This window comes from Amycolatopsis keratiniphila subsp. keratiniphila (assembly GCF_001620365.2).
In the GTDB taxonomy this organism is placed as follows: Bacteria; Actinomycetota; Actinomycetes; order Mycobacteriales; family Pseudonocardiaceae; genus Amycolatopsis; species Amycolatopsis keratiniphila.
Window position 1 is genome coordinate 94,708 of sequence record NZ_LQMT02000019.1, and the last position, 16,989, is coordinate 111,696.

General features: G+C 69.2%; 15 protein-coding genes. 6 read left to right on the top strand and 9 right to left on the bottom strand.

The features are described from left to right. The first annotated feature begins 81 nt into the window (after nucleotides 1-81). Nucleotides 82-654 carry a TetR/AcrR family transcriptional regulator gene (locus AVR91_RS18500; RefSeq protein ID WP_063273903.1) on the top strand — a complete coding sequence of 191 codons (573 nt, stop codon included), beginning with the start codon at nucleotides 82-84 and terminating at the stop codon, nucleotides 652-654. Between the two features lie 164 nt (nucleotides 655-818). On the opposite strand, the gene AVR91_RS18505 is transcribed toward AVR91_RS18500, so the two are convergent. The 3 genes from AVR91_RS18505 to AVR91_RS18515 form a co-directional block, all read right to left on the bottom strand. Beyond that, nucleotides 819-1,652 carry a bifunctional 5,10-methylenetetrahydrofolate dehydrogenase/5,10-methenyltetrahydrofolate cyclohydrolase gene (locus tag AVR91_RS18505; RefSeq protein ID WP_063273902.1) on the bottom strand — a complete coding sequence of 278 codons (834 nt, stop codon included), beginning with the start codon at nucleotides 1,650-1,652 and terminating at the stop codon, nucleotides 819-821. Beyond that, nucleotides 1,649-2,272 (bottom strand): cyclodeaminase/cyclohydrolase family protein, encoded by a 624-nt coding sequence (locus AVR91_RS18510; RefSeq protein WP_063273901.1) that lies wholly within the window; start codon nucleotides 2,270-2,272, stop codon nucleotides 1,649-1,651. The genes AVR91_RS18505 and AVR91_RS18510 overlap by 4 nt, the downstream gene beginning before the upstream one ends. Nucleotides 2,273-2,393: 121 nt before the next feature. Further along, nucleotides 2,394-3,218 (bottom strand): hypothetical protein, encoded by an 825-nt coding sequence (locus tag AVR91_RS18515; protein ID WP_063273910.1) that lies wholly within the window; start codon nucleotides 3,216-3,218, stop codon nucleotides 2,394-2,396. A gap of 170 nt (nucleotides 3,219-3,388) precedes the next feature. On the opposite strand from AVR91_RS18515, the gene AVR91_RS18520 reads away from it, so the two are divergent. The 3 genes from AVR91_RS18520 (at nucleotide 3,389) to AVR91_RS18530 (ending at nucleotide 7,877) form a co-directional block, all read left to right on the top strand. Continuing rightward, nucleotides 3,389-3,844, top strand: a complete 456-nt coding sequence (locus AVR91_RS18520; protein ID WP_063273900.1) for a hypothetical protein — start codon at nucleotides 3,389-3,391, stop codon at nucleotides 3,842-3,844. A 191-nt stretch (nucleotides 3,845-4,035) separates the two neighbouring features. Continuing rightward, the gene (locus tag AVR91_RS18525) at nucleotides 4,036-6,369 is read left to right on the top strand and encodes a chitobiase/beta-hexosaminidase C-terminal domain-containing protein (protein ID WP_063273899.1); all 2,334 of its coding nucleotides are present in this window, start codon (nucleotides 4,036-4,038) and stop codon (nucleotides 6,367-6,369) included. A gap of 182 nt (nucleotides 6,370-6,551) precedes the next feature. Further along, on the top strand, nucleotides 6,552-7,877 hold the full coding sequence (locus AVR91_RS18530) for an aldehyde dehydrogenase family protein (protein ID WP_076857371.1): 1,326 nt from the start codon (nucleotides 6,552-6,554) through the stop codon (nucleotides 7,875-7,877). A gap of 1 nt (nucleotide 7,878) precedes the next feature. Here AVR91_RS18530 and AVR91_RS18535 read toward each other — a convergent pair whose 3' ends face one another. Continuing rightward, on the bottom strand, nucleotides 7,879-8,547 hold the full coding sequence (locus tag AVR91_RS18535) for a catalase family protein (RefSeq protein WP_063273914.1): 669 nt from the start codon (nucleotides 8,545-8,547) through the stop codon (nucleotides 7,879-7,881). A gap of 166 nt (nucleotides 8,548-8,713) precedes the next feature. On the opposite strand from AVR91_RS18535, the gene AVR91_RS18540 reads away from it, so the two are divergent. Both AVR91_RS18540 and AVR91_RS18545 read left to right on the top strand, forming a co-directional pair. Beyond that, nucleotides 8,714-9,169 carry a DUF4383 domain-containing protein gene (locus tag AVR91_RS18540; RefSeq protein ID WP_063273915.1) on the top strand — a complete coding sequence of 152 codons (456 nt, stop codon included), beginning with the start codon at nucleotides 8,714-8,716 and terminating at the stop codon, nucleotides 9,167-9,169. Nucleotides 9,170-9,201: 32 nt separating this feature from the next. Further along, complete coding sequence (locus tag AVR91_RS18545) at nucleotides 9,202-10,083, top strand: manganese catalase family protein (RefSeq protein WP_063273916.1); 882 nt, start codon at nucleotides 9,202-9,204, stop codon at nucleotides 10,081-10,083. 297 nt (nucleotides 10,084-10,380) lie between these two features. Here the strand turns inward: AVR91_RS18545 and AVR91_RS18550 are convergent, their stop codons facing one another. The 5 genes from AVR91_RS18550 to AVR91_RS18570 form a co-directional block, all read right to left on the bottom strand. Next, nucleotides 10,381-10,596, bottom strand: coding sequence for a putative acetyltransferase (locus AVR91_RS18550; protein WP_063273917.1), 216 nt, complete (start codon nucleotides 10,594-10,596; stop codon nucleotides 10,381-10,383). After that, nucleotides 10,593-10,832 (bottom strand): glutaredoxin family protein, encoded by a 240-nt coding sequence (locus AVR91_RS18555; RefSeq protein ID WP_037338316.1) that lies wholly within the window; start codon nucleotides 10,830-10,832, stop codon nucleotides 10,593-10,595. The genes AVR91_RS18550 and AVR91_RS18555 overlap by 4 nt, the downstream gene beginning before the upstream one ends. Nucleotides 10,833-10,835: 3 nt before the next feature. Next, nucleotides 10,836-13,724: a helix-turn-helix transcriptional regulator gene (locus AVR91_RS18560; RefSeq protein ID WP_063273918.1), complete on the bottom strand. Its 2,889-nt coding sequence runs from the start codon at nucleotides 13,722-13,724 to the stop codon at nucleotides 10,836-10,838. 89 nt (nucleotides 13,725-13,813) lie between these two features. Next, nucleotides 13,814-14,008, bottom strand: coding sequence for a hypothetical protein (locus AVR91_RS18565; protein WP_016334466.1), 195 nt, complete (start codon nucleotides 14,006-14,008; stop codon nucleotides 13,814-13,816). Nucleotides 14,009-14,021: 13 nt separating this feature from the next. Further along, nucleotides 14,022-16,892 (bottom strand): type 2 lanthipeptide synthetase LanM family protein, encoded by a 2,871-nt coding sequence (locus AVR91_RS18570; protein WP_063273919.1) that lies wholly within the window; start codon nucleotides 16,890-16,892, stop codon nucleotides 14,022-14,024. Nucleotides 16,893-16,989 lie beyond the last annotated feature (97 nt).

Genomic DNA, 16,989 nt, shown 5'->3' on the forward strand with positions numbered 1-16,989 from the left:
GAGGCTCCTGCCGTGAAGGTAGAGTGGGCATGCGCCCACCTTAAGTGGGCGCTTGCCCACTCGTCAACGTAAGGGAGTCGGATGCCGACAGGAGTGGCTTTGCGGGCCGTCCGCGCGCAGTTGTTCGACGCCGCCGAGCGGGTACTGCTGCGGGACGGCCCGAGCGGGCTCACCAGCCGGGCGGTGACCACGGAGGCGGACTGCGCGAAAGGCGTGCTGCACCGGCATTTCGACGACTTCGACGGTTTCCTCGCCGAGTTCGTGCTGGACCGGATCGAGAAGCTCGACGAGAAGGGCCTGCGGGACGCCGTCGGCACCGGGACGGTCGTGGACAACCTCACCGCGGCGCTGGCGGCGGTCTTCGAGTCGGTCGCGGTCGCGATCGTCCCGCTCGTGATCTTCCGCGACGAGCTTCGGGCGCGGCTACGTCGCGAATGGCCCGCCGGGGTTCCGGTGCTGACGCAGGCCGCCGTCATGATCGGCGGCTATCTCAAGGCGGAACGGGACCAGGGCCGGATCGCCGAAAACGCCGACGTCGAGACTTTGGCCGCCACGCTCATCGGCGCCGCGCATCTGCTGTACGCGGACCGCACCGCTCCCGCACCGGAGATCGCGCAGGTGCGGAAGGTGGTGGAGACGGTGATCGGGACGTGACTCGCGTGATCAGAGACGTATCTCGCGTGATTGAAGCCGGAACTCACGAGTTCCGCCTCTGATCACGCGAGTTCCGCCTTCAATCACGTGAGTGCGGAGTCTGATCACGGGGCCGGGCCCGTGCGCGGCGAGTCCTCAGTGGACTCGCCGCCTCCTTCAGTGCCTCAGGACTGCGCGGCGGTGACGGTGTGCCGCAGCAGCAGCGAAGTCGTCACGGGGCCGACGCCGCCGGGGACCGGCGTGATCGAACCCGCGATCTCCTCGACCGCGGCCTGGTCGACGTCGCCGACGAGCCCGCCTTCGGGAGTCGGGTTCGTGCCGACGTCGATCACCACGGCACCGGGCTTGACGTGGTCCGCGCCGATGAAGTGCGCGCGGCCGACGGCCACGACCAGGACGTCCGCGGCCTTGGTGACCGCCGCGAGATCCTTGGTGCGCGAGTGGCAGATGGTCACCGTCGCGTGCTCGCCGAGCAGCAGCAGCGCGACGGGTTTGCCGACGATCGTCGAGCGGCCCACGACGGCGACCTGGGCGCCGGACAGGGCGACCTGCTCGCGCTTCAGGATCTCCAGCACCGCGGCGGCGGTGGCGGGCGCGTAAGTCGGGAGGCCGGCGGTGAGGCGGCCGAGGCTGACGGGGTTCGCGCCGTCGACGTCCTTGCGCGGGTCGATGTGCGCGCCGACGTCGTCGAGCGTCACGCCTTCGGGCAGCGGGGTCTGGCAGATGATGCCGTGCACCGACGGGTCCGCGGACAGCTTGTCGAGCTCGCGGGTGACGTCCGCGCCGGTCGGCTTCTCGAGCTGGACCACCCGGCAGTCGACGCCGACCTTCTTCGCGGCGCGCTCGATGGAGCGTACGTACCAGGCGGTGGCGTCGTCGTCGGTCGGCACGAGCACGGCCAGCGTCGGTGCGGTGCCCGATTCGCGGAGCTTGGCGGCGGTCTCGGTGACCTCGGCGGTGATGGCGGCGGCGATCGCGCGCCCGTCGATCAGGGTCATCGGGCGAGCCTTTCGCGAACCTGGGCGATCAGGGCGTCGGCGCGCCCGGCCGCGGGGGTGAACTCGGTGAGCCGGGCCTCGGTCTCCTTGCGGAGCTGCTCGTCCGCCATGGACGCGAGGTTGACCTCGACGTTGACCACGCCCGACTCGAGCGCGGACTTCGCGGACGAGGCCGCGACCGCGATGTCGGAGATGACGTTGGTGTTGGCGCCCTCGAGAATCGAGGCGGCGACGTCGATGACCTCGGCGGCGAGGGCGGCCGTGCGCAGCGGCACCTCGGCGGCGCCGACCAGCGCGGACTGGATCGCGGCCGTGCGGGCCTGCTTCTCCTCGTCGGTGGCCTTGGGGAGCTTGTACGCGGCGACCACGGCGTCGAACGCGGCGGCGTCGTCGGCGGCGAGGCCGAGCGCACGCGCACGGAGGTCTTCGGCCTTGGCGAGCGCCTCGGTCATGGTGGCCTCGTGCTCGGCGTACTTCGGCTTGCCGATGGTCAGGTTGCACACCATGGAGACCAGGGCGGCACCGACCGCGGCGTTCATCGCGGCACCCGCGCCGCCACCGGGCGTCGAGGCCTTCGATGCCAGCTCGTCGAGCCACTGACCGACCGGTTGAGCCTCCACGCGATGTTCCCTTCCCGCTGATTTCACCGTCGCGCCGAAGCCTACCCGGGGGTTCCGAGACAGCCCGAAGGCCACCTTCGCGACGATCGACGTCGGTGAAGGCGGCCTTCGGAAAGCGTGTTCAGGAGCGCAGGTATTCCTCCCAAGTGAGCTTCGGCGTGACGGCGGGGCCGTCGTCGGCACCGCGGCCGGCGAGACCGTTGTAGCCGAGGTAGTAGTCGCCTGCCTGGTGCTGCGCGCCGGACGACAGGTCCGGATCGGACAGTGCGATGGCGTGGATGTGGTAGGCGAAGCCCTGGGCCGGAGTGCGGACCCAAGCCGCGAAGCCAACCTGGCGCAGCTTCCGCGCGACGTCGGTCCGCGTGGTCGAGGACATGCCCTCGACGCCGATGTCGAGCGCGCCGCCGCCGTCGTGCGTCCCGGCCGAAGCACCGACGCCGCCGGGGTTGTACGAGCCCTGCGTGATGGTCAGCTGCCTGCCGAGCAGACCTTCGGCCTTCACCAGCATCGCCTTGGTCCGGGTGTTCATCGTCTTGCCGTGGTAGGTCAGGCGGCTACCCGCCGAGACCACCGCGGTGACGGTGTAGCGGTTCTCGCCCAGCTTCTCGAGCGACGTCTTCCCTGGCAGGCCCGATGCGTCGATCCCGGTGTAGCCCAGCGACTTCTGGTAGCTGGAGTACGCCGTGATCGTCGAGGTACCGAAGTGGCCGTCGACGTATTGCTGGTCGAGCAGCCCCTTGGCGGCCAGTGCCTGCTCCACCAGCAGCACACTGTCCTTGGCCCCGGGGGTCAACGCGCTGTCGGCGCGGCGCGGGTCGATCTGCGCGGCCTTGAGCACCGCTTCCATGCTGGCCGCGGGCAACGCGGCCACTTCGGCGCCGGCCGGTGCGGCCACGCCGAAGGAGAGCGCGGTCGCTGTCGCGAGCACGGCTACCTTGGTCAACAATTCCTGCCTCCTGAACGGATCCGGTTGTCCGGGCAGCATGAGCAGCGGGAATACAAGGGCCGTACAAACGAACCTTTCTCAGGCCGTTGTCGCCCGGTCGGGTGTCACTCCGGCGAAACCGGGGGTGAGCTGATAAGACTTCCGGTGGACGCCGAAAGGTCGAGACCCACATGGTGCTACGTACTCCGCCACCCTCAAGGGCTCATCTCAGACTGCTCGCGGCGGCGGACACGTCCCCTCCCGCCCGGCGCCGGGACCGGTACGGCGAGATCGCCGACCGGCGGCTGGCCGCGATCCTCGCCGCCGAGGACGTGGCGGAGGAACACGGCCTGAGCGCGCACATCCGGACGACCTGTTACGTACACCGCCGCTGGGTGCATCAGTGCATCTCGGATCCGATGCACATCCTGATCGTCACCGGGCATCGGTGGTGCCGCCGCTGCGATCGCACGGTCGAAGTCCGGGTCGACGAGACCTTCCCGGGAACGGTCGAGCTCTTCTGCGACGGCTGTGGCGTCCCACCGGACTCGGTCGCGAACCGTGAGGTCCTCCGCGCGTGCCGGACCAGCCTGAGCGCGATGCACGGTGGGGAAGCGTCGACGCTCTACGTCGTCCCGGACCGCTGATCGGCACCACCGAACGCCCCGTCCGGTGGTGCCGAATGGCCCTGTCGTCGTGGTCTGCCCGGCGTAGTCAGTGGTTTGGACCACCAGTGTTACCGAAGCGTGATCTGGACATATCGCACGGACGGCTACTTTGTTGTGGCGCGCAACGAATTGCTTCGCCCGTGGATTTCCAACGCCGGAGGTGTCACGACGTGAATCGGATCTTTGTGCAGCCCAAGCGCCGGAAAGGGGTCCGGGGCGCGCTCGCCCTCGGCCTTTCCGCACTGCTGATCGCGGCCGGGTTCGGCGGTGCCACCGCCGCGGCAGCCGACTACAGCCAGAGCGCCGCGTCCTTGAACGCGACCCAGGCGCAGTTCTCCTTCACGCCGGCGACCCCGGCGCGTTACGTCGACATCCACTACACCGGCGTTCCGGGCGTGGGGCAGCAAAACGTCCGCATGACCGACAACGGCGGCACGTGGCGGCACACCGTCGGCTCGCTGTCGGCGGGCACGGTGCTCGACTATTGGTTCACCTACGAGAAGAACGGGCCGCAATACGACACCCCGCACTTCACGTACACCCACGGCGGCAGCGGTACGACCGTCGCGTCGCCGACCTTCGATCCGCCAGGCGGCAGTTACCCGAGCGCCCGTTCGGTGACCCTGTCGAGCGCGACCGCCGGCGCGACCATCCGGTACACAGTGGACGGTTCCACGCCGACGGCGTCGTCCACTGTGTACACCGGGCCGATCACGGTCTCCGCGTCCTCGACGATCTCCGCGATCGCGCTGAAGGCCGGCTCGGCGAATTCCCCGGTGTCCTCGGCGACCTACACGATCGGATCGACACAGGGGACCTGCCCGGCTCAGGCCGAGGTCCCGGACTTCGGCCCGAACGTGCGGATCTTCGACCCCGGGATGTCCGCGGCGTCGATCCAGTCGCGGCTCGACGCGGACTTCAACGCGCAGAAGGACACCCTGACCGCGCAGTTCACCGAGCGCCGGTACGCGCACCTGTTCAAGCCCGGTGTGTACAACGGCATCCACGACAACGTCGGCTACTACACGTCGGTCGCAGGACTCGGGCAGAACCCGGGCGACGTGGTGATCAACGGTGACGTCACCGTCGACGCGTTCAACGAGTCGGACAAGGGCGTGGCGCTGCAGAACTTCTGGCGCTCGGCGGAGAACCTCGCCGTCGTCCCGAGCAGCGGCTCGACCCGCTGGGCCGTCGCGCAGGCCGCGCCGTTCCGCCGGATGGACATCCGTGGCGGGCTCCAGCTCTATCCGGCCAGCTACGGGTTCGCGAGCGGCGGCTACACCGCCGACACCAAGGTCTCCGGTCAGGCCGCGTCGATCTCGCAGCAGCAGTGGTACACCCGGGACAGCAGCTACGGCAGCTGGGACGGCGGCGTCTGGAACATGGTCTTCTCCGGGACGAGCGGCGCTCCCGCGAACACCTTCCCGAACCCGCCGGAGACGACGCTCGGCACCACGCCGGTGTCCCGCGACGTCCCGTATCTCTACCTCGACGGCTCCGGCAAGTACCGCGTGTTCCTGCCTTCCCTGCGCACCAACGCCTCCGGGCCGAGCTGGGCCAACGGCGGCACCCAGGGTTCCTCGCTGCCGATGAGCCAGTTCTACGTCGTGAAGGCGGGGGACACGGCGTCGTCGATCAACAACGCCCTCTCCCAGGGCTGCAACCTGTTCTTCACGCCGGGCGTCTATCACCTGAACCAGACGCTGAACGTGACCAGGGCGAACACCGTCGTGCTCGGTGTCGGCTACCCGACGCTGGTGCCGGACAACGGTGTCGACGCCATGAAGGTGGCAGACGTGGACGGCGTCCGGCTGAAGGGCCTGCTGTTCGATGCCGGAACGACCAATTCGCAGTCGCTGCTCACAGTCGGCCAGGCGGGCTCGACCGCGAACCACGCGGCGAACCCGACGACCTTGCAGGACGTGTTCTTCCGGATCGGCGGTCAGATCGCGGGGAAGGCGACGAACAGCCTGATCGTCAACAGCCGTGACACGATCATCGACCACATCTGGGCCTGGCGGGCCGACCACGGCAACGCGGGTACCTATGGCTGGACGATCAACACCGGCGACACCGGCGTGGTCGTCAACGGCGACAACGTGCTGGCGACCGGCCTGTTCGTCGAGCACTACCAGAAGTACCAGGTGATCTGGAACGGCCAGAACGGCAGGACGATCTTCTTCCAGAACGAGATCCCGTACGACGTCCCGGACCAGGCGGGCTGGAGGAGTCCCAACGGGCTCAACGGCTACGCCGCCTACAAGGTGGGGGACAACGTGACCACGCACGAGGCGTGGGGCCTGGGCAGCTACTGCTTCTTCAACGACAACCCGTCGGTGAACCTGTATCACGCGTTCGAGGTGCCGAACCGCTCCGGCGTCCGGTTCCACAATCTGGTGACCGTCTCGTTGAACTACAAGGGGACCATCACCCACGTGATCAACGACGCCGGGGCGGTGACGCCGCCGGACACGCGGCCGAGCAACCTGGTGAGCTACCCGTAACGGCGGGCTGTCGGTACAGCTGCTCGTGAGTGGCGATTCGGGTGTCTAACCCGAATCGCCACTCACGACCCGTATCCAGCCGGGCTGAAGGCTCCTTTCGCTGCGTCTAATGCGACGAAGGGAGCCTTCAGCTTCTTGTATAACGCTCTATACCGCGCAACGTTGGGCATCCGCCGCGGACCATGGCTAGGCTCGAATCCATGACCAGCAGCGATGCCTCCGCCGTCGTCGACGAACTACGCATGCTCTTCCGTTCCGGCGTCACGAAGCCGGTGGAGTGGCGGCGAACGCAGCTCACCGGCCTGCGGAAGCTCCTGTCCGAGCAGGCCGACGTCTTCCTCAAGGCGCTCTACGCCGATCTGCGCAAGAACACCGCCGAGGCGAAGCGCGCGGAGATCGCGCTCGTACGGAACGAAATCGACCACACGCTGGAGAACCTCGACTCCTGGCTGAGCCCGGAGCCCGCCGGCCTGCCGTACCCGCTGCGACCGGCCGACGGCCGTGTCGTTCGTGAGCCGCTCGGGGTCGCGCTGATCATCGGGCCGTGGAACTACCCGCTGCAGCTGGTGCTCGCACCGCTGGTCGGGGCGCTGGCGGCGGGCAACTGCGCGGTCGTGAAGCCGAGTGAGCTGTCCCCGAACACCTCGGCCGCGATCGCAGAGCATCTGCCGAACTACGTCGAGGGTGTCCGTGTCGTCGAAGGCGCGGTCCCCGAGACGACGGCGTTGCTGGAGCAGAAGTTCGACACCATCTTCTACACCGGCAACGGGACGGTCGGCCGGATCGTCATGGCTGCGGCGGCGAAGCATCTCACGCCGGTCACGCTGGAACTGGGCGGGAAGAGCCCGGCGATCGTCGAGCCGGGGGCGGATCTCGCCATGACCGCCCAGCGGCTGGCCTACGGCAAGTTCGCCAACGCCGGCCAGACCTGCGTCGCGCCCGACTACGTCCTCGCGATCGGCGACACCGGCCCGAAACTGGCGGAACACCTGGCCGAGACCGTCAAAGCGATGTTCGGCGACGACCCGGCCACCAGCGAGTCCTACGGCCGCATCATCTCGACCCGGCACCACGACCGGCTCACCGCCTTGCTGGACAACGGAACCGTGGTCGTCGGCGGCCAGGCCGACCGCGACGAGAAGTACATCGCGCCCACCGTGCTCACGGACGTTTCGCCGGACGCACCGGTGATGCGGGACGAGATCTTCGGCCCGATCCTGCCGATCATCGACGTCCCCGACGTCGACGCGGCCCTGGAGTTCGTCAACGAACGCGACAAGCCTCTGGCGCTGTACGCCTTCACCGAATCGGAGGAAACGAAGCGCAGGATCGAGACGGAGACCTCGTCGGGCGGGCTGGTGTTCGGCGCGGCGATCATCCACCTCGTGGCGCCGGAACTGCCGTTCGGCGGCGTGGGGGAGAGCGGGATGGGCCGCTATCACGGGCGCTACTCGATCGAGAACTTCAGCCACGTGAAGGCGGTGTTGGACAAGCCGCTCGCGGGATGAGTCAGCGGCCCTCGCGGCTGCCCTCGTAGGCGCGCTCGCGTAGGCCGGTGAGCCAGCGGGGCCGCAGTTCCCAGCCCGGCGGAGCGTTCAGCATCGGATCGAAGGCCGGTCGTGAGGCGTCTTCGTCCACCTCGTGGAGGGTCAGCGTCGCGCAGGACTTCCGATGCCCGTTCGCGCGGACGGTTTCGAGGAGATAGGTCACCGGCCCTTCCTTGACCAGCCGGCTCAGGGCGTCCAGCGACGCTTCGGCGTGCCGTGGTGTTTCCGCGCGGGCCGACAGCCAAACCAGTTCGTCGTTCGTGCGGTAAGGCAGCAATGAGCTGTAACGGCCTGCGGTCCAGGATCGCGCCGGCCGCGGCAGCACGCGGCCGGCGGAAGTGGTCAGGGTGAGGTCCCACGGGGCGCCGTCCACGGCGGGGATCCGGACGGCGAGTCCAAGCGCGTCCGGCACGCGCCCGGGAAGACCGGCCCCTTTGGACATGCGCACGGTGACGCGCACCGGCTCCGGCGGAAGTGCGATCTCGTCGCTCCTCAAGGCGTGAAGTTCACCTTTGAGCAGTAGGCCGTTCGGGTGGAACGCTCGCGCGCCACGGAGCGCGGAGAGGGCGTGGAAACCGGCCCGGAAAAGCCTGCCGGTCGGCCCTGCCTGCGGTGCGTCGCGCTCGGCCACGATTTCCGCCTCCTCGTCATGTGAGTGCTCCGCGCTGGCTACCCCGGCAGCACCGGATTACACGGGAATTCCCACGAATTCGAAATCGCCGATTCCCCGGTGTGACCGGCTCCGGCGCGGGTACTCGACCTTCCGGAAGCTCATTCCACCTGGATCGGAGGAAATCATGACTGCATCGCCGGCCACCGTTCGGCGGGCTCCGCGCCAGCTCATCGCCCTCGGCGTGGGCGCGGTCTTCCTGCTCGTCGGCATTCTCGGCTTCATCCCCGGCATCACCACGAACTACGAGCAGCTGAGCGGTGCCGGGCACGAGTCCGGCGCGCTGCTGCTGGGCGTGTTCCAGGTGTCGATCCTGCACAACATCGTCCATCTCGCGTTCGGTGTGGCGGGCATCCTGCTGGCCCGGACGGTGAGCGGCGCGAAGGCGTTCCTCGTCGGCGGTGGGGTGGTGTATCTCGTGCTGTGGCTGTACGGACTGCTGATCGACCACGGGTCGGCGGCGAATTTCGTGCCGGTCAACAGCGCCGACAACTGGCTGCACCTCGGGCTCGCCGTCGGGATGATCGCGCTCGGGCTCATTCCGCTCTCCGGCTCGAAGGCGCCGATAGCCGACTCGCGCTGATCCGTTCGTTCCCCATTATTCGGAGGTAATCAGTGTTCCGTCACACCAAATCTCTCCAGTTCGAGGCCAAACCGGAAAAGCCGGACGCCTTGTACGCCCGTAAGCTCCAGGAACTCATCGGCGGCGCCTACGGGGAAATGACCGTCACCATGCAGTACCTCTTCCAGGGCTGGAATTGCCGGATCGAGGGCAAGTACAAGGATTTGATCATGGATACGGCGACCGAGGAGATCGGGCACGTCGAGATGCTCGCGACCATGGTCGCCCGCCTACTGGAAGGGGCACCCGCCACCACGGTGGCAGAGGCGGCGAAGGATCCGGCCACCGCGGCGATCCTGGGCGGGATGGATCCCCAGCAGGCGATCATCTCCGGCGGCGGCGCGACGCCGAGCGACAGTCAGGGCTACCCCTGGAACGGCCGCTACGTCGTGGCGTCGGGCAACCTGCTGGCCGATTTCCGGGCGAACGCCGCGGCCGAGGCACAGGGCCGGTTGCAGACGGCCCGGCTGTACAACATGACCGACGACCCTGGTGTGAAGGCGATGCTGCAGTTCAACCTCGCCCGCGACACGGTGCACCAGAAGCAGTGGCTCGCCGCGATCGAGGAACTCAAGGCGGACGGCCTGGAAAGCGACATCGCGCCGACGGCGTTGTTCGACGAGGAGAACCAGGACCACAACAACACCGTGTGGCATCTGTCCGACGGGCCGGACGGCGCGAAGGGCGGCTGGAGCTTCGGCGAAGACGGGATCGAGTACCTGATGGAGCCGGAGGCACTCGGCGGTCCGGGCACCGCTCCGAAACCCGATCCCGCGCTGTACGGCACGTACGCGCCGCTGCAGGACGCCGTCGGGACGATCAAGGGGAAGGCGAAGGACGCGAAGAAGAAGGCCACGAAGTCACGGAAGAGCTAGCCCGACTCGTGAGTGGGTGTCTTGGCTACCCACCGGGCCCGGCCACGACCGACGTTGCGAAAGCCACTTTCGCAACGTTGAAGGTTGCGAAAGTGGCTTTCGCAACCCCTCGGGTCAAGGCCGGCACCCAGCGGGACCGGCGAGTCGCCTAGCCCAGAGCGGGCCACGCGTGATCAGGCGGACGACACGCTCGCGGCGGAGCTTTCGCCGTGAGCCGTCCGTCTGATCACGCGTGTCGTCCGCCCGATCACGCGAGATCGCCAGTAGGTACCAGGACACGGTTGGCTCTAACCGTCCTTACCACTCACGAGGCCTGCGCGGAGCCGGAGGCGGCGGGACCGTCTTCGCCAGGACGATGTCCGCCAGCCGGATCGTCGCGAGGCCGCGTTTGGTCTCCACCGTGCATTCGGTCTCGTCACGGGAGCGCAGGTAGCCGAGGGCGTCGGTGAACCCGCCTTCGATCCGGTACCGCACGACGACCCTCGTGCCGACCGGGACGTCCGGGAGGGTCACCGGTTCAGGTGCGCGGTGAGCTCGTCGTCGCTCGGCTCGACCAGGTGGGTGCCGTCCGGCCAGACGATGGTCGGGATCCGCCGCTCACCGTTCTGCAGTGCGCGCACCGTCTCCTCCGCGCCGGAGTCCGCTTCGACGTCGATGTAGTCGTACTCGACGCCCTTCGAGTCCAGCAGGGCCCGGCTGCGTTTGACGTCGGGGCACCAGCCGGCGCCGTACACGATCAGGTCGCTCATGGCTCACAGCATGCCAGGTCGCGGTCCGGCGGCGTGTTCGGCGAGGGCGGCGCGGTCGGCGAACCCGGTCTTGGCGAGCAGGCTCGCGACATGCTTCTCGACCGTCCGGGGCGAGATGTGCAGGCGGGTGCCGATGTCCTTGTTCCCCATCCGCTCCGCGAGCAGTACGAGCACCTCGTATTCACGCACGGTGACCCCGGCCGCGCGCAGGTCGCCGGGGACCCGGTCGACGCCGGACCGCCGCTGCCGCACGGGGGCTCCGAGCTTGCGGAGCAGCGTCCGGCAGGCGGCCGCCACCGCCTGGATGTCCCTGCCGTGGAAGTACTCTTCGGCCTCCTTGAGCCAGCCGGCCGGATCGCCCCAGCCGTCGGCGGCGGCCGGTTCGGCGATCAACCGGAGCCCGAGATGGCGGGCAAGGGGATAGGGCGCCGACGTCTCCAGCGCGGAGGCCAGCGCTCGTTCGGCTTCGGCCGCGTCGCCACGTCTGCCGTGCTCGACTGCTTGTGCGAATTCGACGAACTGGCGGTTCCAGCGCATTCCGCTCACCGCGGATCCGCCGTCCGGGCAAGGCGCTCCGCCGAGGGTGTCGACGAGCGTCCTGAGCCCGTGCTGGCCTGCGAGGTGGAACCGGCTGGGCCGCCGGTCCTCCAGCTCGATGACCTGGCCGAGTTCGCGGCGGGCCCGGTCGAAGTCCTCTTCGAGCAGCGAACAGAAGACGCGTGCCAGCCCGATGCTGAGCACCATCTCCTGCGCGTTCTCGCCGCCGCTTTCGCGGAAGTCGTCGAGTGCCTGCTCCATCGCCGGACGGTCCGCCCGGTGCCCGGCCGACATCGCCCTGGTCATATGCGCGTACTGCAGCAACGCGGTCAACCGGAGCCTGCCGAGCACGGCGAGGTTCTCCGCGAGCAGCGTGTGCGCGGTGCCGAAATCGCAGCGCAGGATCGCGTGCATGGTGCGCACGGAATCGACCGCGCAGTGCAGCGTGATCGACCCGGTCCGCTGGGCGTCGGCACGGGCCAGCAACAGAGTCTGCTCGTCGCCGTTCATGAGCACGCGATGTCCGCCGAGCCGGACCAGCGCCTGGGTGCGGAGATGGTGCAGATGGTTGTCCTCGGCGGTCCGCCGCGCGAGTTGCATGTAGTGCTCGGATTCGCTGAGGTCCCGTGACAGCGCGAGCATCCCGAGCACCTGCAACGCCTGGCAGACGACGAACGGCTGCTCGGTCGCCTCGGCCACCTTCCACGCCTGACGCGCGAGCCGCTCGGCGGTCCCGGTCCGGCCGGGGACGTCGAGCCAGAGGTTCGCCTCGACGGCGTCGAGCGCCGCCTGCTGGGCGGGTGAGATCGCCGACCCCAGTGGAGCGCGGGCGCGTTCGATCTGGCCGAGGCATTCGTCGTGCCGTCCCGCGATGTAGGCCGCCCAGGCGAGCTGGGTGCGCAGTTTCGCGGCCCGTTCGAGCGTGCCGATCTCGCCGAACGCGGCGGAAAGTTCGACGGCGCGGTCGAACTGACCGGTCTGCCCGAGCGCGTGCACCAGGGTCTCCAGCACCTCGGCCCGATCACCCGCGTCGGCACCGGCGAGCAGGTCGAGGGCCTTCGTGAGCATCGTGACGGCGGAGTCCGCGGCTCCGGCGTCGAGCGCGCGACGACCCGTCTCCGCGAACAAGCGGCCCGCAGCCCGCTCGTCCAGGGCGGTCAGCCGGAGCGACGCGACGAGCGCGCACAGGTCGCCCGGCAGGCCTGGGTACAGTTCCTCGACCGCGTCGGCGGTTTGACGGGCGAGTTCCGCCTTTCGCGCCGGTGACTGGCGGGCCAGCAACGCTTCCGCGGTCAGCGGATGACGGAAGGCGTACCAGCCGGGTGTCATCTCGTCGGTGGTCACCAGGTTGGCGGAGACCGCGGCGCCAAGGTGATTGTGCAGCGTCCGGTCGTTGGTCCCGGTGACCTTCTGCACCACCGTCAGCGGGAAGCGACGGCCGATGATCGCCGCGACCGAAAGCAGTTCACCCGCCTGCTCGCCGAGTTGCTCCATCCGGACGCCGATACTGGTGACCAGCGCGGCGGGGACGCGGGCGCGGAGTTCACCGATGACGCGCCAGCCGTCGCGGCCCTCGACCAGCAGGCCGTCGTTCACCATGCCGTGAAGCAGTTCCTCGACGATGAACGGAAGGCCGGCGCTGTTGCGCCACAACAGTTCCGTCGCGGCCGACGGCAGCCGCTCCGGCTCGGTCTCGAGGCAGGCGGCGGCGAGCGCGTGGGTGTCGGCGAGGCCGAGCCTGCCGAGTTCGACGACGGCGCAGCTCATCCGTTGTGCTCCGGAGGTCGCCAGGCGCAGCGCGTCGGAGGGTTCGCTGCGGAGCGTGCCGACGAACAAGGTGTGCGCCGCGGGCAGGTTGTCGACGAGGTATTCGAGGATGAACAGCGTCTCGGCGTCGGCGTCCTGGAGATCGTCGAGCACCAGCAGCGCACCGCGGTCGCGGCTGGTGACGGCCAGCAGCCGGAACACCGCTTCGGCGAGCACCATCAGGGAGCCGGACTCGCGAGGCCGGTCTCCTCGGCTCCAATCGGGGATGAGCTGGGCGAGCACGGGGACGAACGGGTCGAGTTCGGTCGCCTCCGGCGGGCCTCCGCCGCGAAAATGCGACAGCAGTGCCTGGGTGAGCGGCCGGAACGGGACGAGCGGGCCGATCGAACTGGCCCTGCCCTGCAACACCGGGACGTCGGCGGCGACCGCTCGCGATGCGGCTTCGATGGCGAGCCGCGATTTGCCGACGCCACCCTCGCCCACGAGAAAGATCGCGCCGCCGCGACCCGCGATGGCGCGATCGAGAGCTCCGGAGAGCTCGGCCAGTTCGGCGTCGCGGCCGATCATCCGCGACGAACGGATACCCACCGCCGTGACTATAGCGAGCGGATTCCGCTGTCACGGCCAAAAGTCGATCACGAAGGCGGGCGGCGCGAACCCGCCTTCGTGAGCGTTACTCAGATCCAGCCGCCGGTGAAGACGCTGACGACGGACGGAGAACCGGTGTCCGTGGACAGGGTGGCGAGCGGGTTGGCACTCAGCCGCGGCTTGCTGCCCGCCAGCGCGTGGTTGCGCGAGCCGACCTCGAGGGCACGCGGCAGGTTCACGGCGCCGAGGACGTCTTCGGTGGCGGGCAGATCTCTTTCGTACATGTGGTTCTTCTCCTCATACTCGGTTTACCGGCGGAAAAACGGTGGCCGCGGGATGCGGCCGGTCGGGGCGTAGCAGGAGCGCGGAGGGGACCCGGTCGCCGAATCCCAGCCGCAGCAGGCCGTAGCCGATCCCCGCCAGGCCGCTCAGCAGCCCTGGCGAGGGAACCGCGCCGGGTGTGCCGCAGCGGGCACCGCGCTGGTCGATGGCGGCGAGCAGATGACCGGTCCGGCGGCGTACCGCGGCCGCGGCGCCAGTGTGCCCGTTCTCCGCCAGCACGCACAACACGTCCAGCACTCCGGACTCGCCGTGGCAGAGGCTGAGATCCTTCAGCGGTGCCCTGTCGGTCAGCCGTCCGATCGTCCGGTCCAGATCCCTGGCGTACTCGGGATCCGGCAGGTGCGCGGCCGTTCCGAGGGCGTCGCCCGCGAGGCCGTCACACCACCCGCCGGTGCTTTCCGTCCGATCGTCCGCCTTTCCGGGCGGTTCTTCGCCGGGACGTTCGTGTGCCCGCAGGACCCAGTCGATCCCGGCCGAACCGCGGGCGAAGGACTTCTCCACGGGACGTTCGCGTTCGAACAGCTGTGCCGCGTAGCGGTCCGCCCGTGCCAGCGCCGTCTCCAGTCCTGTTTGGACATACACCGAACGCATCGAGGCGACGCCACCCGCGAGTCCGGTCGTGAAACCGGAGGGTGTTTCGGCGGTGGCCTCGGGCATCAGGTCGACGGCCTGCTCGATGAGATCGCCCGCGGGAAGCCCGACCAGCGTGCTGAGCCGGGCGATCGTGTACGCGACGCCGCCGAGCCCGAGCAGCCCGCCGCAGCCGGCGGTGGCGGCCAATTCGCGGTCGGCGCGGAGGGTGGCGAAAAGGCCGGGGAGCGGGCTGATCGCGTACGCGGCCAGATCGCGGTAGCGCGCGATCCCGGTCAGCTCGGCGAGCTGGGCGAGGAACAACGCCACACCGCAGTAGCCCTCGCCGAGCCCGGCGCCCATCGGGAGAACGGTCCAGTAGCGGTCGTCGACGAGCTCGATGCCGAGCCAGTTGGAGCGGTGCTCGTCGGAGAAGGCGCTGGCGACGATCTGGTCGGCGATCCCGCACGCGGTGACCAGTAGCCGCTCCGCGTCGGGCGCCTGATTCGGCACCGCCGTCTCCGCGGTCTCGCCGTCGCCGTGGTGGCCGTCGGCCGCCGTGCTGATGGCGAGGGTGGCGGTGATCAGCCACTCCTGATCCCGCTGATCGAGCGGATCCATGTCGGCGACCTTCGCCAGCACGGTGTCCAGCGACGGCCGCTCGACGACCCCTTCGACGCTGTCGCCACGCGAGTCCAGCAGCGACGTCGAGCCGGGGTTCGAGGTGAACATCGGCACGTCGCCCGCCCACAGGTCGTCCCGCTCGTGCGGCACCAGCCGGAGCAGCTTCTCCTCCCGCACCGAGTCCTCTTCGAGCAGGTCGAACGCGTGGTCGCGGTCGGCGGCGTCGCGAAGCAGGTCGGGGTGGGTGGTCTCGTCCAGGAGGCGGGAGTAGAAGTTCGTCGGCCGGATGAGCACCCGGATGGGATCCTCGGCGCAGCGCCGGAGGAGCTCGGCGAGCTCGTCCCGTCCGGAGGATATCGCGTCGTAGCCGAGCCGGAACCCGGCCAGCAGCGCCGCGCTGTGTTCGGCGGGAGCGACGTCGCGGCCGTCGAGGCGCGGCAGGTTGTGGCTTCCGGCGAGTTCTCCGGGCACTCGGACCAGGCGCATGCGGTCGGTCCCCGCGTCGGCCCAATCGACCCGGTCGGTGGGCAGCTTGCCGCCGCGGCCGGCGAGACCGGAGATGTCGACGGCACCGTGCTCGCCGGCGAAGAGCTGGGGGAGCAGCAGCGTGCGCTGTACCGAACGCGCCAGCATCGCCGCCGCGGGGTCGCCCTCCGGCGGAACGGGTGGGGACGGCTGGAACAGGGTCTCGATGTCGATCAGCACCGGCTGGTCGCCGCAGGCGATGATGTTTTCGTAGTGGACGTCGGTGGCGTCGAGCGCGTGGAGGAGCGCCAGGAGGATGCCCTGCCTGCGGTAGAAGCGGTCGACGTCGCCGAGGTCGGCGCACGGCCGGTGCTCGACGAACCGGAGCCAGCCGTAGCCGTCACGCGGCAGCGCGTCGGCGGTCCGCAGTTCAAGGCCCGGCAGCCGCTTGTTGAGCTGTTCGACGACGTCGGTGAAACGCTCGTGCAGGATCAGCGGGCGGGGTTTGTAGATCACCTTGGCGCCGCTGGAAAAGCGGAGCAGTTTGACCGAACGTCCACCTGCGTGCGAGTCACCGAATCCGCCCGCGACCTCGACGAGCGTGCCGAGTTCGCCGTCGACGACCGTGCAGGGCAGCAAGGCCGCGTCGGCCGAGAACCGGGCGAGCGTTTCGGCGTGGGCTTCGGCGGCGTACAGGCAGGCCTGGGCGAGGAGCCTGGCCAGCACCGGGTATTCGCCGAACAACCGGGTGAGCCCGGCCGGCGTCGATTGACGCCGCACGAAATCCGAGAAGCGTTCTTCGGGTGTCGCGCCCTCGAGGGTTCCGGCCTTGCGGGCACGGTGGAGTTCGAGGACCAGCGTGCGGACCGAAAGGTTGAGCAGGTGCTGGTCGAGATTGGCCGCGAAACCCTGACGAAGCGCATCGACGTCGGCGCCGGGGAGATCGTCCGGGACCGCGTCGCGCGAGGCGGCGTCGACGAGAGACCTGAAGACCCCGGCGAACGCCGCACGCCAGTCACCGACTGGGGGGCGCTCCGGCAGAAGCGTGGTGATGGCGTGTTCGGCGAAGTCGGCCCAGAGAGGCTTGTCCGCTGACCGTTCGCGCGGGGTCCGGCCGTGCTCCCACCACCTCGGCGGCAGGGACGTCGCCGATGGTTGGGGCGTCACGGCGGTAATGCTTTCAGCTCGGCGCGGTACGCACATGGGGGCGGCACCCCCACATTCAGCGCACGCACGAAGATGTCCGGAGAGTGACCACCGGGCA

Coding starts and splice junctions, on each gene's coding strand:
- AVR91_RS18500 (WP_063273903.1), top strand. CDS start 82: ATGCCGACAGGAGTGGCTTTGCGGGCCGTCCGCGCGCAGTTGTTCGAC.
- AVR91_RS18505 (WP_063273902.1), bottom strand. CDS start 1,652: ATGACCCTGATCGACGGGCGCGCGATCGCCGCCGCCATCACCGCCGAG.
- AVR91_RS18520 (WP_063273900.1), top strand. CDS start 3,389: ATGGTGCTACGTACTCCGCCACCCTCAAGGGCTCATCTCAGACTGCTC.
- AVR91_RS18530 (WP_076857371.1), top strand. CDS start 6,552: ATGGCTAGGCTCGAATCCATGACCAGCAGCGATGCCTCCGCCGTCGTC.
- AVR91_RS18540 (WP_063273915.1), top strand. CDS start 8,714: ATGACTGCATCGCCGGCCACCGTTCGGCGGGCTCCGCGCCAGCTCATC.
- AVR91_RS18555 (WP_037338316.1), bottom strand. CDS start 10,832: ATGAGCGACCTGATCGTGTACGGCGCCGGCTGGTGCCCCGACGTCAAA.
- AVR91_RS18565 (WP_016334466.1), bottom strand. CDS start 14,008: ATGTACGAAAGAGATCTGCCCGCCACCGAAGACGTCCTCGGCGCCGTG.